This is a genomic window from Scleromatobacter humisilvae, assembly GCF_023231945.1.
GTDB lineage: Bacteria > Pseudomonadota > Gammaproteobacteria > Burkholderiales > Burkholderiaceae_C > Scleromatobacter > Scleromatobacter humisilvae.
Genome location: NZ_JAJLJH010000001.1, coordinates 134369 through 151637 on the forward strand (window position 1 = coordinate 134369; position 17269 = coordinate 151637).

The following is a 17269-nucleotide window of genomic DNA, read 5'->3' on the forward strand; positions in this document are numbered from 1 at the left end:
ATCAAGATGATTCCCCGAAGAAGCGGGAAATTGGATACCTCCAGGCCTATCTAGAGACGCTGCGCCATAGGTGCGCGCCCCCCGGAAAAGCATCGCCGCGCCGAGGCTGCTCATGCGCGAATCGACTTGGCGCCACGTCGGCCCGCGCCGCTAACATCCTTCTCCGATGGCACAAGAGACCATCGCAATTGGGCGACTCCTGCAGTCGCCACCAGAAACCACAGGAAGAGGAAACATGAAGATTCGATTCACCTTGACGGCGATGGCCATCGCCGCCCTCGCCAGCCAGGCCGCGGGCGCGGCCACCACCGCTCCGCTGCAGGCGTTCAACTTCGGCTCGCAGGGCGTGGGCTTCTACACGGTCGGCTCGGGCCAGGCCACCTGGGAGACGCCGTACGGCAACTGGCTGCCGACCACCCTCGGCAACAGCGTCGCGGCGGCCGCGACGACAGGCTTCGCGATCCCGTCGACCGTGACCGCGGGCGTCGGCTACCTCGGCACCGACAACCACCTGCACCTGGTGACCAGCAGCGCGCTGGGCGTCGGCGCGGTCGACACCGACCTCACCGCGGTCAGCACCGGCGGCACGCCCGCCACCGGCGTCCCGGCGACGCCGGGCTCGGCGCTGACGAGCGTGGCCGCGGGCGGGAACAAGTTCTACTACATCGCCAACAACCACGTCATCCAGGTCTCGCAGGTCACGAGCAGCTACTACGGCAACTGGCCGACCGTCGACCTCGGCGGCAACATCGCCGGCGCGCGCCTGGCGGCCGCCAACTCGTCGCTGACGGCCCTGACGCTCGACGGCACCAACCCGGCCGTCTACTACATCGACGTCATCGGCCACGTCGATGAATTCGCCATCGTCAACGGTGCCTGGCGCTGGCGCGACATCACGGCGGCGACCAATGCCCAACCCGCGCTCAACGGCTCGCCGCTCACGTCGGTCGCCCTGAATTCGTACACGGAGCGCGTCTACTTCATCGATGCCAGCTCGCACGTCCGCGAACTGGGCGGCTCCGGCTCCACCGGCGCCTGGGAGACCACCGACGTCAGCGGCGGCAACCCGGTCGCTTCGCCCGGCAGCGGCCTGACCTCGTTCAAGCTGAGCGGCGACAGCTTCCGCATCTACTACGAGGACAACAACGACCACATCCGCGAGATCGCCTGGGCGGGCGGCTGGTCGTCGACCGACATCTCCGGCAACACGCGCTCGGTCAACGCCACCCCCGGCTCCGCGCTGAGCTCGGCGACGGACAACGGCGTCAACGGCATCTTCTACTTCGGCACCGACGGCCACGTCCATGACCTGCAGTGGAGCGGCGGCTGGACCACGACCGACACCGTCACGCACGTCATCGGCGGCACGGGCGGTGGCGGCGGTGGTGGTGGTGGCGGCGGCGGCGGTAGATGCAGCACCATCAACCTGAAGCAACAGACTTCGAATGCGATCGGGGTGCAACCCAACTGCGTTCCGCGCTGACCTGAGCGAAGCAGCATGACGACGCCCGGCACGCGCCGGGCGTTTTTCATTGGGCGGCCTCGCGCGCGAGGCCGCGCGTCGTCGGTGTCAGAGAAAGCCGGTCGACAGCCAGGGCACGGCCGCGACGATGATCGTGCCGATCAGCAGCGCGGCCATGTAGCCCATCAGCGGCCGGATGCCGCGGTCGGGGTTGACGCGCGCGATGGCGCAGGCCGAGTAGTACCCCACGCCGAGCGGCGGCGCGAACAGGCCCAGGCCCATCGCGAGCGTGGCGACCATCGCGTAGTGCACGTCGTTGATCCCGAGCTGGCGCGCGATCGGGAACAGCAGCGGGCCGAACAGCACCATCGCCGGGATGCCCTCGAGCACCGAGCCGAGGACGACGAACGCGAGGATCGAGACCGCCATGAACATGGGCGCCCCGCCCGGAAGACCGGCCATCGTCGTGGCGAGCCAGCCCGAGAAGCCCGACTGCGTCAGGCCCCAGGCCATCGCCGTGGCGGTGCCGATGATCAGCAGGATCGCGCCCGACAACGCCGCGGTGCCGACCAGCATCCGGCCGAGGTTGCGCCACTTCATCTGGCGGTAGATCGCGGCGCCGACGATCAGCGCGTAGGCGATGCCGATGGTCGAGACCTCGGTGGCCGTGGCCACGCCTCCCACCACCGCGGCGCGGATCAGGAACGGCAGCGCCAGCGCCGGGAACGCGATCGCGAACAGCTTGATGTTCTTCTTCCACGGCGTGCGCGGCACGCCGGACAGGTCCTCGCCGCGGCTGCGCCAGCCGACGACCGCGCACAGGATCAGGCCCAGCACCAGCGCCGGCAGCAGGCCGCCGGTGAACAGCGCCGCGATCGACACGCCCGTGACCGAACCGATGGTGATCAGGACGAGGCTCGGCGGCACCGTCTCGGTCTGCGCGCCGGTGGCCGCGAGCAGCGCGACGAGCTCGCCCTCGTCGGCGCCGCGTGCCTTCATCTCGGGAAACAGCGCAGGGGCGACGGCGGCCATGTCGGCGGCCTTCGCACCCGAGATGCCGGACACGAGGTACATCGCGCCGACCAGCACGTACTGCAGTCCGCCACGCACGTGCCCGAGCAGGCCGGCCAGGAAGGCGACCATCGCGCGCGCCATGCCGGTTGCCTCGAGCAACTGCCCGAGGAACACGAACAGCGGCACCGCCAGCAGGATCAGGTGCGACATGCCCTCGTCCATGCGGCCCACCATCACCGACATCGGCGTGCCGGTGGACAGCGCGAGGTAGCCGAAGGTGCCCAGGCCGAACGCGAACGCGATCGGGATGCCGGCCAGCACGCTGCCGGCGGCCACGCCCACGAAGAAGATCAGCAGGTTCAGCCGGCCCAGGTCGTCGAACGCATGGCGCCCGAGCCAGAACGCCGCGCAGAGCCCGCCCACGATCACGAGCGCCGTCACGATGTGCTTCGCATTCGCCTCGCGCAGCAGCCGCAGGATCGCGAAGGTGCCCATCAACGCGATGCCGATCGGCATGGCGATCTCGCGCCACAGGTTGGAGATCTCGAGCGCGGACGTGGTGATGTCGCCCTCGTCCGACGCGTGCTGCCACGCGGGCCGCAGCACCAGCGCCAGGAACGCGAGGCAGGCGCAGGTGGCCACGGCCTCCATCAGCGCGCGCCCGCCCGGCGACAGCCGCGCGACGATGGCCGTCATGCGCATGTGCTCGCCGCGCCGCAACGCGATGACCGCGCCGAACATCGCCAGCCACAGGAACAGGATCGACGCGAGTTCGTCCGACCAGACGAGCGGGCTGTGCAGCACGAAGCGCGCGACGACGCCCGCCAGCAGCACGCCGATGTCGGCCACCACGAGCAGCGCCGCCGGCACTTCGACCAGCCAGCCCAGCCCGCGGTCGATGCGCGCAAGCCAGCCGCGCTGCGGCGTGGTCTGCGTGACGATGGGGCCGTTCGCGGCCTCGGGCAGCGCATGCCCGAGCGCGTCATGCGTGGCGAGCGGCAGCTCGTCGAGTCGGACGGGCTTCATGATTTACGACAGCTTGCCGACGCTGCGTTCGAGGACCGCCCAGCCTTCGTCGCCGAACTTCGATTTCCAGTCGCTGTAGAAGTTGGCCTTGCGCAGGTGCTCGCGGAACGGGGCCGCGTTGGTCGTGTTGAAGACCATGCCCTTTGACGCGAGATCCTTCTGCACGTTGGCATTGAGCTCGGCGACGTCCGCGCGTTCCTTCATGCCGGCCGCGTTGATGTGCTTGGCGACGATGGTGCGCAGGTCGGGCGGCAGCTTCTCCCAGGACGCCTTGTTGGCGAGGAACCAGAAGCCGTCCCACATGTGGTTGGTCAGCGAGCAGTACTTCTGTACCTCGTAGAGCTTGGCCGTGGCGATGATGGCCAGCGGGTTCTCCTGGCCCTCGACCACCTTGGTCTGCAGCGCGGAATACACCTCGGCGAAGTTGATCGAGGTCGGCGACGCGTCGAAGGCCTTGAACATCGAGCTCCACAGCGGCGACGGCGGGACGCGGATCTTGAAGCCCTTGAAGTCGTCCGGGCTCGCGATCGGCTTGACGGAGGACGTCGTCTGGCGGAAGCCGTTGTCCCAGATCTTGTCCATCACGACGAGATCCTTCTTGGCGATCTGCGCGCGGATCCACGCGCCGAGCTCGCCGTCCATCGCCTTCCACACGGTGTCGTAGTTGGGGAACGCGAAGCCGACGCCGTTGATCTGCGCGGCGGGCACCAGCGTGCCCAGGATCAGGCCGGACAGCGTGAAGAAGTCGACGCCGCCGGCGCGCAGCTGGCTGAGGGTGTCGGTGTCGGAGCCGAGCTGGCTGCTCGGGAAGATCTGGATCTCGACCCGCCCCTTGGTCTCGGCGCGGATGGCCTCGGCCATCTCCTTGGCGCGCACGTTCATCGGGTGCGTGACGGGCAGGTTGTTCGCGTACTTGTACGTGAACTCGGCCTTCTGCGCGAACGCGCCGATGCTGGGCAACGCGAGGGTGCCGGCGGCGCCGGCGAGGATCTGGCGGCGGGAAAGTTGCATGTCGTTGTCTCCGTTCTTGTGGATGATCCTGTCGCGCCGCACCCTCCGGCCCGGTCGCGAAATCGGCTGTGCCGATGATTGTGAGGGCTCAGGCGTGGGAGGATTCCCTCGTCTTCCCCAACTCTGTGGTTTCCCACAATTGGCCGCTTGCGAAGAGTTGTTCGCGGACGTCCTTCTTGGTCACCTTGCCGTAGCCGGACTTGGGCAGCGCATCCCAGAAGAAGATGTGGCGCGGCCAGCGATAGCGCGCGCAGCGGCCGTCGAGATGCGCGAGCAGCGACTCGGCGTCGCAGGCCACGCCGTCGCGCGCGACGACCACCGCCACGCCGACCTCGCCCCACTTCGCGTCGGGCACGCCCAGCACCGCCACCTCGGCGACGCCCGGATGCGTCAGCAGCACCTCCTCGACCTCGCGCGGGTAGACGTTCGAGCCGCCCGAGATGTACATGTCGGACTCGCGGCCCGTGATGTACAGCAGGCCGCGCGCGTCGACACGCCCGAGGTCGCCGGTGTGGAACCAGCCGCCGCGCAGCGCCTTGGCGGTGGCCTCGGCGTTGTCGTGGTAGCCCGCGAACACGCCCGGCCCGCGGCAGCAGATCTCGCCGACCTCGCCGACCGGCACGCGATGCATGTCGGCATCGAGGATCGCCACCTCCATGCCAGTGCGCGGCCGGCCGCACGAGCCGACGTTGGCGTTGGGCGACTCGTCGTCGGCCGAGTGCATCGAAGGCGTCAGCACCGTGATGCAGCCCGTCACCTCGCCCAGCCCGAAGTACTGCACCAGCACCGGGCCCAGCGTGCGCAGCGCGCGTTGCTGGTCGGCGCGGTACATCGGCGCGCCGGCGTAGATCACGTAGCGCAGCGACGAGTGGTCGTGCGCGTCGACCGCCGGATGTTCGACCAGCATCTTGACGATGGTGGGCACCGTGAACAGGTTCGTCACGCGATGGCGCTCGACCAGTTCCCAGAACGTCGCGGGATCGAGCTTCTCGGACGGCAGCAGCACCGTGGCCGCGCCGCGCGCGACGTTGAGCAGCGCGTGGATGCCCGCGCCGTGCGACAGCGGCGCGACGGCGATCGAGACGTCATGCTCGGTGGTGCCCGGGATCAGGTCGGCCAGGTGGTTGGCGACGATGAAGGCCATCTGGCCGTGCGTCAGCATGCCGGCCTTGGGCCGTCCGGTCGTGCCCGAGGTGTAGAAGAACCACAGCGGGTCGTCGGCGTCGACGCCGGCCTCGGAGGGCTCGGCGCCGAGATGCGCCGCGACCAGCGCCTCCCAGTTCAACTCGCCGGCCTGGCCGCCGCCCATCGGGATGACGACGCGCAGCGCAGGCGAGGCCTCGCGCACCGCGGCGACGTGCGCCTCGAAGCCCTCGTCGACCAGCATCGCGACGGCGCCGCTGGACGCGCCGAGGTACGCGACCTCCGGCGGCGTCAGCCGGAAGTTCACCGGCACCCACACCGCGCCGAGCCGGAACGCGACCCAGCAGCTCTCGAACATCGCCAGCGTGTTGCGCGACTGCACGAGCAGCCGGTCGCCCTTGCGGATGCCCAGCGACCGCAGCGCCGCGACCATCGCGTCGACGCGGCGGTCGATCTCGCCCCACGTCCACTGCTGCTCGCCCTGGATCAGGCCCGCGCGGTCGCGATGCAGCGCGGCGGTCTGGCGCAGCAGTTGCGACAGGTTGCAGACCTGCGCCTTGTTCACGCGGCCTCCAGCACGCTCAGGTAGTTCGCGACGGCCGCGCCGCCCATGTTGAAGACCGCGCCGAGGCCGGCACGCGGCAGCTGCATGTCGCCGGCCGTGCCGGTCAGCTGCATCGCGGCCATCACGTGCTGCGACACGCCCGTCGCGCCGATCGGATGCCCGCGCGACTTCAGGCCGCCCGACGGATTGACCGGCAGCTTGCCGTCGCGCCGCGTGTCGCCGTCGAGGATCGCGCGCGCGCCCTGGCCGTGGCCGCGCAGGCCCATGGCCTCGTACTCGAGCAGCTCGGCGATCGTGAAGCAGTCGTGCGTCTCCACGAAGTGCAGGTCGGACAGCGTGATGCCCGCGGCATCCAGGCCCTTCTGCCATGCGAGCGCCGCGCCCTCGAACTTCGTCGGGTCGCGGCGCGACAGCGGCAGGTACTCGTTGACCTGCGTGCGCGAGCGCCAGCGCACCGGCCGGAACACCGCGCCCCTGACCGGATCGCGCGAGATCACCAGCGCCGCGGCACCGTCGGACACGAGCGAGCAGTCGGAACGCTTGAGCGGACCGGCCACGAACGGATTCTTCTCGGAGACGTTGCGGCAGAAGTCGAAGCCGAGGTCGCGCTTCATGTGCGCGAGCGGGTTGCGCACGCCGTTCTCGTGGTTCTTGGCCGAGATCATCGCCAGCGCGTCGCTCTGGTCGCCGAAGCGTTCGAAGTAGACGCCGGCGATGTCGCCGAACACGCCCGCGAACCCCCCGGGGGTATCGGCCTCTTCCTTGACGTACGAGCACTTGAGCAGGGTGTCGCCGATCTGCTGGCTGGGCAGCGTGTTCATCTTCTCCATGCCCACCACCAGCGCGTGCTTGACGCGGCCGGACCCGACCGCGTCGAGCGCGGCCCAGATCGCGGCCGAGCCCGTGGCGCAGGCGTTCTCCACGCGCACCGCGGGCACGTGCCGGAACTCGGGGATCGCGACGGCCACCAGCGAGCCGCTGAAGTCCTGCTGCACGAAGCCGCCGTTGAAGTGGCCGACGAAGATGCCGTCGATGTCCGACAGCTCGAGGCCGGCGCTGGCCACGGCGGGCAGCGCGGCGTCGCGGATCAGCTGCTCCATGTCGAGGGCGTCGAGCTTGCCGAAGGGCGTGTGGCCCCAGCCGATGATGTGGGCGTTGTTCATGGTGTCTCCGTGGTGTTGCGGTTGTTCGCGGCGGGCGGCCTGCGCGAGTCGGTTCAGACTGTGGACTCGCGGATTCGGCGGCGCGGTTCGATGAAGCGATTCTGCGCAGCGTGGGCCTGGCGTGACATGCGTGTTGCAGCGCGGCAATGGAGAAAACGGTTCACATGATGGTGTGGTGTCCGCGGGATTTCACGAGGCGACGAGGCCACCGCTGGCGATAATGGCCCGCGCCATCGCAGCAGCCCCCGCCGCGCGCCAACGACGAGGACCCCATGCACATCGAACCCCCGAAGGTGTCCATGCACTCCGCCAAGGAGTTCATCACGCACTACCTGATGATCGTGCTCAGCGTGCTGACCGCGCTCGGCCTGGAGGCCGTGCTGGAACGCATGCACCACGCGCACGCCGCGGAAGCCGCGCAGCATGCGATCGAGGTCGAGCTGCGCGACAACGTCGCCCAGATCAGCAAGACGATCGCCGCGAACGAGCAGACCCGCGCGCCGCTGCGCCGCCTGTCCGAGCACCTGATCCAGGAGCTGCAGGCCGGCAAGGCGCGGCCGGAAGTGGCCGCCGAGATCGCGCAGCTCGTCAACTCCGGACAACTGGATATCGGCCTGCACACGCCGACGCTGCGCCACGAGGCCTGGGACGTCGCCGTCGCCAACCAGTCCGCGACCTACATCGAGGACGCGTCGCTGGCTCGCATCACGGCCGCCTACGCGCAGCAGCGCGAGGCGATCTCGGCGCGGTCGACGGCGCTGTTCGACGGGCCCCGCTTCGTCAGCGCGGTGACGGACGCGCGCATGAACGACGTCGACCCGCGCGAGTTCGTGCGCGCGCTCGAACAGGCGCTCGCCGCCAACGACACCGTGATCAATGCGCTGACGGCGCTGCGGCTCACGGTGAGCCAGGCCTTGCCGGCGGAGCACGCCGCGTCGGGCGCCAAGGGCTGATCGCCGGCGTCCCGACGAACGTCCTCCAACGCAGCGACGAAGTCGACTTCGGCTAGAGGCGCGGCAGGTACTCGACGAAGGCCTGCACCAGCGTCGAGTCGTCCGCCTGCCGCCAGGCGGCCCCGGTCTCCACCAGCGTGCGCTCGCCCTTGATGTTGCGGTAGACCACGCCCTCGCGGTGCAGCGCCTTGACCGAGGCCGGCACCAGCGCGACGCCGATGCCGCCCGACACCAGGCTGACGATGGTGTGCATCTGGCGCGCCGGGAACAGCTCCGGGCTGAAGCCGTGGCGCATGCAGGTGGCCACCATCGCGTCGAAGATCATCGGGCCGTAGTGGCGCTCGAAGCCGAGGAAGCGCTCGTGCGCGAGCTTCTCGAGCGCGACCTGCGGCGACTTCGCCTGCGGATGGCGCTCGGGCAGCGCGATGACCAGCGCCTCGCGCTGCGTGGGCCGGTAGGCCAGCGTCGGCGACATGCCCGGCGACGCGAAGATCAGCCCGAGGTCGAGCGCGCCGATCTCGAGCTCGGCGAGCATCTGGTCGGTGGTGGACTCGTGCAGCGCCACCTTGACCTTCGGGTAGTCGGCCATGAAGCGGCGCAGCGAATCCGGCAGGAACGAGTAGGCCGCCAGGCTGATGAAGCCGATGGCCAGCGCCCCGGACTGCCCCTGCGCCGAATCACGCGCACGACGCTTCAGCAGGTCGGCCCGCGCGAGCACGGCCCGCGCGTCGTGCAGCGCCTCCTCGCCCTCGCGCGTCAACGCGATGCGGCGCGAGCTGCGCTCGAACAGCGTGACGCCCAGCTCGGCCTCGAGCTCCTTGATCGCCAGGCTCACCGGCGGCTGCGACAAGTTGAGGCGCGTGGCGGCCCGCCCGAAGTGCAGTTCCTCGGCGACAGCGACCAGGCAGCGGAGATGACGCATTTCCATCGATCTGGATTTTGGATCAATCGATAGGAATTGCAAACTTCCTCAAATTGAAGCCGTTTCCTAGACTGCGCCACATACCGAACCCCTCGCCACCCGAGGCGGCACCTGGAAGTTGACGCGCCACGAGCGCGCTGGAGACACGATGACGGAGTTCACCCACGCGCTTGCCCTGCCCCGCCCACGCACGCTGGTGCATCCGGGGCCGGTCGGCCCGATCCGCATCGAGCACCGACATGCGAACCAGGGCCGCCATTTCCGCCTCGGGCTGGCGCCGGGCCGCACGCTGCAGGACGCGATCATCGAGCCGCTGATGCTGCTGGGCGTGCACGCCGCGTCGATGACGATCCTGGGCGGCCGGCTCGCGAAGCTGCTCTACTGCGTCGCCCCGCCCGACCCGACCGGCGAGCGCGTGGCCAACTACACGCGGCCGATCGACGCCGGCGCCGCGACGCTGATCTTCGGCAACGCGACGCTCGGCAAGAACGCGCGCGGCGAGGCCATCGTCCACTGCCACGCCACGTTCGTGTGCGCGGACGGCAACGTGCGCGGCGGCCACGTCGTGGTCGACCGCAGCACCGTCGCCGATGCGCCCATCGCGGTGCTGGCGACCTCGCTGGACGGCATCGAGCTGCGCATCACGCACGACGAGGAAACCCACATGCCGCTGATGCGCCCGTTCGCGGCCAACGACGTGGAGGAGACGAACCATGCAGTCTGAAGTCCGACTCGTCGAGGCCGGCCAGATGGGCCGCGTCGCGTACGCGCGCGTCGCGCCCAACGAAGACGTGGTGCTGAGCATCGAGAAGCTGTGCGCCGCCGAGGGCTTCCGCCACGCGTTCGTGCGCGGCGCGCTGGGCAGCCTGGTCGACGCCTGCTTCGTCGCGCCCGGCGGCGGCACGCGCCAGGTGCGCGGGCCGGCGGTCGAGATCGTCAGCTTGGCCGGCGAGGTGCGCCAGCAGGCCGACGGCTCGCTGCGCGCCGCCATCACCGGCATCGTCGCCGACACCGAAGGCCATGTGCACGGCGGCCCGTTCGTCGCCGGCGCGAATCCCGTGTGCGTCACGTTCGAAGTGACGCTCGAAGAGTGGCTGCCGTCGGCCGCCTGAACCCACATCCTGGAGACCACCTTGAGCCCATCCACTCCCGTCACCGCCACTTCCCCCGTCGCGATCGTCACCGGAGGCGCGCGCGGCATCGGCCTGGCCATCGGCCAATGGTTCCTCGATCGCGGACATCGCATCGCGCTGCTGGACATCGACCAGCAGACGCTGGAGCGCAGCGTCGCCGCCTTCGACCGCCCCGACGCCGTGCTCGCGGTGCATGCCGACGTGCGCGACCCCCGGCAGGTCGCCGCCGGCGTCGCGCAGGTCGTTGCCAAGTTCGGCCGCATCGACAAGCTGGTCAACAACGCCGGCATCGCGGTGTTCAAGCCGGTGATGCAGACCAGCTACGCCGAGTTCCGCGATGTGCTGACCACCAACCTCGACGGCGCGTTCCTCTGCACCCAGGCCTGCGTGCCCGAGATGATCAAGGCCGGCGGCGGCGCGATCGTCAACATCGCGTCGATCTCGGGCCTGCGCGCGAGCACGCTGCGCGTGGCCTACGGCACCAGCAAGGCCGCGCTTCTTCACCTGACCAAGCAGCTGGCGGTGGAGCTCGGCGACGTCGGCATCCGCGTCAACGCGATCTGCCCGGGGCCGGTCGAGACCGAGATGGCCAAGCTCGTGCACAGCGTGGCGATCCGCTCCGACTACCACGACGCCATCCCGCTGGGCCGCTACGGCACGCCCGAGGAGATGGCCAACACGGTCGGCTTCCTGTGCAGCAGCGACGCGAGCTTCATCAACGGCCAGTTCCTCGCGGTCGACGGCGGCTTCGACGCGGCGGGCGTCGGCCTGCCCACGCTGCGCCGCAACGCCGCGGCCGGCACGCAATGACCGCGGAGCCCGCGCTGAGGCTGGTCGACGCCGCGCACCCTGCGGCGTCCGCCGAGGGCGTCGCGCCGGCTCGCGAGCAGGAGCGCCCGGAGACCGCCGGCGCGCAGACGCTGCGCCGCGGCCTGGCCGTCCTTCGCCTGCTCACGCGCGTCGGCCCGGGCGGCCTGCGCATGGGCGAGATCGGCCATCGGCTGGGCCTGAACAAGACGACCGCGATCCGCCTGACGCGCACGCTGGTCGACGAGGGCTTCGTGCTGCACGACCGCGCCGCCGGCCGCTATCGCCTCGGGCCGGAGGCCTTCGCCGTCGGCCTGGCCGCCGAGCCGAGCTACGAGCTGCAGCGGCAGGCGGCGGGCATGCTGCGCGCGCTGGCGGCCGAGTCGGGCGACACCGTGTTCTTCACCGTGCTGCACGGCCACGAGAGCATCTGCCTGTCGCGCGACGAGGGCGACTTCCCGATCCGCAACCAGCTGATCAAGCCGGGCGACCGCTGGCCGCTGGGCGTGGGCGCGGGCAGCTGCGCGATCCTGGCGGCGCTGCCGGACGATGTCGTCGCCGACGTCCTCGCGCGCAACGCCGCGCTGCGCGCCGAGAAGTTCCCGCGCTGCACCGACGCCAGCGTGCTCTCGCTCGTGCGCGACACGCGCGAGCGCGGCTACTGCCTGCAGCCGGGCATGGTGTTCGAGGACAGCTGGGCGATCGGCGTGGTCGTCTACGATGCCAACGAGGCGCCGGTGGCGTCGATCAGCATCGCGGCGCTGCGCTCGCGCCTCGGGCCGGCCCGCAGCGCGATGCTGGGCAACCGGCTGATGCAGGCGAGCAAGGAGCTGACGGCGCAGCTGAAGGCCTGAATTTGTCGCGGGCGGCGCGTCCCGGGGGCGCGTCCGGCGATACTTTTCACGCAACTCGGCCGCAGGCTACGCGCGGACACAGCGCGGCCTTCAGCGTCGCTTAAAGTCGACGTCTTGTCTGCTTTGCCGCCGCGGCGGCCTGCACCGTGCTCAAGAAGCCTTCCCGGGAACAGTGGTTGACCATCGCATGGGTCAGCGGTTTCATCGTCTGCGCGTTCCTCGTGGCGCTGATCGCCGCCATCGTCGTCGTCTCCGAACAGCTGCCCGAGCTCGACGAGATCACCCACTACCAGCCGCGCCAGCCGCTGGAGATCGTCACCCGCGAGGGCATCGAGCTCGCGCAGTTCGGGCCCGAGCGGCGCCGCTTCATGCCGGTGGACCAGTTCCCCGACGTGCTCAAGAGCGCGCTGATCGCGACCGAGGACGCCGACTTCCGCAACCACAGTGGGGTCAGCGTCAAGGGCATCGTGCGCGCGCTGTTCGCCAACGTGTTCCGCCACAAGCGCGAGGGCGCGTCCACCATCACGCAGCAGGTGGCGCGCAACTTCTTCCTGAGCCGCAAGCAGACCTGGTCGCGCAAGTTCGCGGAGGCGCTGCTGGCGCTGAAGATCGAGCGGCACCTGACGAAGGACCAGATCCTCGAGCTGTACATGAACCAGATCTACCTGGGCCAGCATGCGTACGGCTTCGAGGCGGCGTCGCTGACCTACTTCGGCAAGCCGTCGAAGGAGCTCACCGCCGCCGAGGCCGCGATGCTGGCCGGGCTGCCGAAGAACCCGGGCGGCGCCGATCCGACCGAGCACTTCGAGAAGGCCAAGGCGCGCCAGCTGGTCGTGCTGCTGCGCATGCACGAGACGGGCGTGCTCGACGACGCGCAGTACGAAGCCGCGAAGAAGCAGCCGCTGAAGATCACCGGCCACTGGACGCCGCCGGTCGTGGCCGAATTCCTGGCCGAGATGGTGCGCCAGCAGGTCGTGCAGCGCTTCGGCGAGGCCGCGTATTCGCAGGGCCTGAAGGTGACGACGTCGCTGGTCTCCACCGACCAGGCCGCCGCGCAGGCCGCCGTGCGCAAGGGCGTGATCGACTTCGACCGCCGCCAGGCCTACCGCGGCCCCGAGGACAACGAGGACCTGCCCGACACCGACGCCGACATCGACGCCGCCGCGGCCACCGCGCTGCACGACCATCCCGACGACGACGACCTGCGCGTGGCCGTCGTCACGCACGCGAGTCCGAAGGAGGTCGTCGCGATCCTGGCCAGCGGCGAGACGCTGCACCTGACCGGCGACGCGCTGCGCGGCGTGCAGGCGGCGCTCAAGCCCAAGGCGCCTGAAGACCTCGTCATCGAACGCGGCGCGATCATCCGCGTGATGCGCACCAACGGCGAGAACGGCTACAAGAGCGAATGGCGCATCACGCAATGGCCGGACGTGCAGGGCGCGCTGGTGTCGCTCGATTCGGCGACGGGCCAGGTGCGCGCGCTGGTCGGCGGCTTCGACTTCTCGCACAGCCAGTTCAACCACGTCACGAGCGCCTGGCGCCAGCCCGGCTCCAGCTTCAAGCCGCTGATCTACTCGGCGGCGCTGGAGCACGGCATCATGCCGGCCACGCAGGTCATGGACGCGCCCATCAGCATCGACGACGCGCTGACCGGCGGCAAGCACTGGGACCCGAAGGACGACGACGAGCCGCTGATGGGCCCGATCTCGCTGCGCCAGGCGCTGGCCAAGTCGAAGAACCTGGTCAGCATCCGCGTGGTGCAGAACCTGGGCATCAACACCGTGCGCAACTGGGCCGGCCAGTTCGGCCTCGACGCCAGCAAGCAGCCCGAGAACCTCACGCTCGCGCTCGGCGCCGGCAGCGTCACGCCGATGCAGATGGCGCGCGCCTACGCGAGCTTCGCCAACGGCGGCTACGGCGTGATGCCGCGCTTCATCGAGAAGATCACCGATGCCCAGGGCAAGGTGCTGTTCGAGGCGCCCAAGCTGGCCGACCCCCCGAGCGAGGACACGCGCATCATCCCGGCACGCAACGCCTTCGTGATGGCCAGCCTGCTCAACGAGGTGGCGCGCACCGGCACCGGCGCGAAGGCGCAGGCCACGCTCAAGCGCAGCGACATCTACGGCAAGACCGGCACCACCAACGACGCCGTCGACACCTGGTTCGCCGGCTTCCAGCCGAAGATCACGACGGTCGTCTGGATGGGCCGCGACGACAACACCAGCCTGGGCGCGAAGGAGTTCGGCGCGACGCTGGCGTTGCCGATCTGGATCGACTACATGAAGGCCGCGCTCAAGAACGAGCCGGTGGTGCCGCTGCCGACGCCGCCCGGCGTGCAGGACGTGCAGGGCGACTGGCTCTACGACGAGTTCGTCGGCGGCGGCTACATCTCGTACCTCGGCATGGAACCCGGCAACCCGCCATCGGTGCAGGTGGCCGGCTCGCCGCAGCAGGCCGCGTCGGAGCCCGTGGACACGAGCACGACCACGATGCAGCCGTCGAGCCCGAACGCGATCCTGCTGCAGCCGGTGCCGCCGCCCCCGCCGGGGCAGTCGCTGCCGATCCAGCGCATTCCGTCGCCCAAGCCGGCACCGTCGGCGCCGGTGCAGGAGCCGTTCCAGCACCTCGCGCCGAGCCTGCGCTGACGCCTCGAGCGCCGACTCGGGGCGGCCGGCTCGCCGTCAGCGCTGCCGCATGCGCGTCGCCAGCATCGACCCTGTCGTTCGGAGAGGCGCGGACTCAGGCCGCCCTCTTCGCCTCCAGCGCCTTGACCAGCGCCTGAAGCGTCCGATTGAGCGGCGTGGCCATGCCCACCCGCTCGCCCTCGGCGACGACATGGCCGTTGAGGTGATCGATCTCGGTCGGCTTGCCGCGGCGCAGGTCCTGGCAGGTGGACGACACCTGCCCCGGCATCGTCGCGGCGATGCGGTCGATTCCCGCATGCGAGTCGCCAGGCACCGTGATGCCCAGCGCGGCGGCCACGGCGAGGCATTCGTCGACGACGCCGTGCACGGTCGCCGCGATGTCGGGGCGCGCCATCATGTGGCCGTAGTCCGTGTCGGTGATCGCGGAGATGGCGTTGTAGCCGCAGTTGATCACCAGCTTGCCCCACGACTCGCCGAGCACGTTGTCGGAGACCTGCACCGGCACGCCCGCACGCGCGAACAGCGCCACGATGTCGGCCGAGGTCAGGCCCGGATCCTCGACCGGCACGCCGATGTCCGCCGGAATGACCAGTTCGCCGCGGCCGAGGTGGCGCACGTGGCCGGGGCCGGCCATCTCGCAGCCGACGTAGACCACCGTCGCCGCGACCGGCCGCTGCAGCGCCGCCTGCAGCCGCGGCGCGTTGTCGACGCCGTTCTGCAGGCTCAGCACGCGGGCGTCGGGCGCGAGATGCGCGCGGAGCTCGGCGGCGGTGGACTCGGTGTCGGTGGACTTGACGCACACCAGCACCAGCGCGGCACCGGCGACGGCGGCGATGTCGGTGCTGGCGTCGACCGGGATGCGGTCGTCGGAGGTCGCGGTCGTCAGCCGCAGGCCGTCCCGCTTCATTGCCTCGACGTGGACGGGCCGGCCGATCAGCGTCACGGGCACGCCCGCGCGCGCGAGCATGCCGCCGTAGTAGCAGCCGACGGCACCGGCGCCGACGACCGCGACGCGAACCGTCGTCATGCGCCCTCCCGCAGCGGCGGCGCGATCTGCTCGGCATAGTCGTAGAGCGCGCCCAGGATCTCCTGGCCGCGCTCGTCGGCCTCCTCGTTCAACTGGTCGATGCGCTCGAAGAATTGCGACAGCGTCGTCGCGCCGCCGGCACCCTCGTGCAGGCGGGCGCTGCAGTGGTCGATCCAGCGCTCGTTCTCCTGCGCGCTGAGCGTGTCGGCGAAGTTGCGGGCGCGGTAGCGGAACAGGATCTCCTCCAGCCGCGCATCGTCGAACGCGACGCGCTGGCCGGCGAGCTGCTCGCCCGAGAGCTGGCGCAGGCGCTCCAGCTTGCGCCGGTCGTCGTTGCCCACGAAGCCGCCGTACAGGTCCTCGTCGACGTCGACCGGCGACGTCGCGCCCGGCCGCGCGTAGACCTCGCGCCAGGCCCCCTGCATCAGCGCGGCGATGTCGGGCGCGGCCTGCGCGTGCGCCAGCGCGCGCTCGACGTCGATCGAGTGGCGCGCGGCCGTCTCGGCGCTGAGCGTCTTCAGGTTGCCGACGACGATCGGCGACTTGTTGGCGTGGATGCTCTTGATCGGCAGGCGCGCGACACCCTCGGGCAGGTCGGCTGAGCGCGTGAAGATGCGCTGGCGCAGCGTCTCGGCGTCGAGGCCGGCGAGCTGCTGCGGATCGTGCGCGAGATCCCACACCAGCAGCTCGTTCTTGTTGGTGGGATGCGCGGCCAGCGGCCAGACGATGGCCATGCAGCCCTGCTCCACGCCGAACATGCCCGAGATGTGCAGGAACGGCCGCGCCGCGCCGATCTCGGCCCACACGGCCTCCTTGCGGCGCAGCTTCAGGCAGAAGTCCCACAGGCGCGGCTGCCTCGTCTTGATGAGGCGGGCCAGCGCGATGGTGGCGCGGACGTCGGACAGCGCGTCGTGCGCCGCCTCGTGCGCGATGCCGTTGGCCTGCGTCAGGTGCTCCAGCTTGAACGACGGCCGGCCGTCCTCGTGCCTGGGCCACTCGATGCCCTCGGGGCGCAGCGCCCAGGTGGCGCGCACGACGTCGAGCAGGTCCCAGCGGCCGCACTCGTTCTGCCACTCGCGCGCGTACGGGTCGATCAGGTTGCGCCAGAACAGGTGGCGCGTGACCTCGTCGTCGAAGCGGATCGTGTTGTAGCCGACGCCGATGGTGCCGGGCTGCGCCAGCGCGCCCTCGATCTCGGCGGCGAACGCGTGCTCGGGCAGGCCCTGCTCGAGGCAGGTCTGCGGGACGATGCCGGTCAGCAGGCAGGACTCCGGGTCGGGCAGCGAATCGGGCGCCGGCTTGCAGTAGTGCATCACCTCGCGGCCGACCTCGTTGAGATCGGCGTCGGTGCGGATGCCGGCGAACTGCGCCGGACGATCGCGCCGCGGCACGCGGCCGAAAGTCTCGTAGTCGTGCCAGAAGAAGCTGAATGCGGTCATGGGGGAAAGATACCTTCTCGTGCGCGGCGGCGCCGCGCGCCAATGGCCGCATTTTCGTTGCTTCCGGCGGGCGCGGCTGTCGAGTGGGGATGCGCGGCGCCGATA

At 70.3% G+C, this 17269-nt stretch carries 14 protein-coding genes; 7 read left to right on the top strand and 7 right to left on the bottom strand.

Features of this window, described 5'->3' with window-relative positions:
• Window positions 1-235 precede the first annotated feature (235 nt).
• Window positions 236-1483, top strand: a complete 1248-nt coding sequence (locus tag LPC04_RS00590) for a hypothetical protein (protein WP_275680234.1) — start codon at window positions 236-238, stop codon at window positions 1481-1483.
• An 87-nt stretch (window positions 1484-1570) separates the two neighbouring features.
• On the opposite strand, the gene LPC04_RS00595 is transcribed toward LPC04_RS00590, so the two are convergent.
• The 4 genes from LPC04_RS00595 to LPC04_RS00610 all read right to left on the bottom strand — a co-directional run bounded on the left by LPC04_RS00595 (window position 1571) and on the right by LPC04_RS00610 (window position 7384).
• Window positions 1571-3502: a TRAP transporter large permease gene (locus LPC04_RS00595; protein WP_275680235.1), complete on the bottom strand. Its 1932-nt coding sequence runs from the start codon at window positions 3500-3502 to the stop codon at window positions 1571-1573.
• 3 nt (window positions 3503-3505) lie between these two features.
• Entirely contained in the window at window positions 3506-4513 is a 1008-nt protein-coding gene (locus LPC04_RS00600) for a TRAP transporter substrate-binding protein (protein ID WP_275680236.1), read from the bottom strand.
• Between the two features lie 88 nt (window positions 4514-4601).
• Window positions 4602-6221 (bottom strand): acyl-CoA synthetase, encoded by a 1620-nt coding sequence (locus tag LPC04_RS00605; protein WP_275680237.1) that lies wholly within the window; start codon window positions 6219-6221, stop codon window positions 4602-4604.
• Window positions 6218-7384 (bottom strand): acetyl-CoA acetyltransferase, encoded by a 1167-nt coding sequence (locus LPC04_RS00610; protein WP_275680238.1) that lies wholly within the window; start codon window positions 7382-7384, stop codon window positions 6218-6220. Before LPC04_RS00610 ends, LPC04_RS00605 begins: the two co-directional genes overlap by 4 nt.
• Before the next feature lie 272 nt (window positions 7385-7656).
• Here LPC04_RS00610 and LPC04_RS00615 point away from each other — a divergent pair, with 272 nt between their 5' ends.
• Window positions 7657-8337, top strand: coding sequence for a hypothetical protein (locus LPC04_RS00615; RefSeq protein WP_275680239.1), 681 nt, complete (start codon window positions 7657-7659; stop codon window positions 8335-8337).
• Between the two features lie 52 nt (window positions 8338-8389).
• On the opposite strand, the gene LPC04_RS00620 is transcribed toward LPC04_RS00615, so the two are convergent.
• Window positions 8390-9259: a LysR family transcriptional regulator gene (locus tag LPC04_RS00620; RefSeq protein WP_275680240.1), complete on the bottom strand. Its 870-nt coding sequence runs from the start codon at window positions 9257-9259 to the stop codon at window positions 8390-8392.
• A gap of 148 nt (window positions 9260-9407) precedes the next feature.
• Between LPC04_RS00620 and LPC04_RS00625 the strand changes: the two genes are divergently transcribed.
• The 5 genes from LPC04_RS00625 (at window position 9408) to LPC04_RS00645 (ending at window position 14698) form a co-directional block, all read left to right on the top strand.
• Window positions 9408-9983 (top strand): PPC domain-containing DNA-binding protein, encoded by a 576-nt coding sequence (locus LPC04_RS00625; protein WP_275680241.1) that lies wholly within the window; start codon window positions 9408-9410, stop codon window positions 9981-9983.
• Complete coding sequence (locus LPC04_RS00630; RefSeq protein WP_275680242.1) at window positions 9973-10371, top strand: PPC domain-containing DNA-binding protein; 399 nt, start codon at window positions 9973-9975, stop codon at window positions 10369-10371. Before LPC04_RS00625 ends, LPC04_RS00630 begins: the two co-directional genes overlap by 11 nt.
• A gap of 21 nt (window positions 10372-10392) precedes the next feature.
• A complete protein-coding gene (locus LPC04_RS00635; protein ID WP_275680243.1) occupies window positions 10393-11202 on the top strand; it encodes an SDR family NAD(P)-dependent oxidoreductase in 810 nt (269 codons plus the stop codon).
• Window positions 11199-12053, top strand: coding sequence for an IclR family transcriptional regulator (locus LPC04_RS00640; protein ID WP_275680244.1), 855 nt, complete (start codon window positions 11199-11201; stop codon window positions 12051-12053). The genes LPC04_RS00635 and LPC04_RS00640 overlap by 4 nt, the downstream gene beginning before the upstream one ends.
• Before the next feature lie 176 nt (window positions 12054-12229).
• Window positions 12230-14698, top strand: a complete 2469-nt coding sequence (locus tag LPC04_RS00645) for a penicillin-binding protein 1A (protein ID WP_275680245.1) — start codon at window positions 12230-12232, stop codon at window positions 14696-14698.
• Between the two features lie 94 nt (window positions 14699-14792).
• Here the strand turns inward: LPC04_RS00645 and LPC04_RS00650 are convergent, their stop codons facing one another.
• On the bottom strand, window positions 14793-15725 hold the full coding sequence (locus LPC04_RS00650) for a ketopantoate reductase family protein (RefSeq protein ID WP_275680246.1): 933 nt from the start codon (window positions 15723-15725) through the stop codon (window positions 14793-14795).
• Complete coding sequence (sbcB, locus tag LPC04_RS00655; RefSeq protein ID WP_275680247.1) at window positions 15722-17164, bottom strand: exodeoxyribonuclease I; 1443 nt, start codon at window positions 17162-17164, stop codon at window positions 15722-15724. The genes LPC04_RS00650 and sbcB overlap by 4 nt, the downstream gene beginning before the upstream one ends.
• Window positions 17165-17269: the final 105 nt, after the last annotated feature.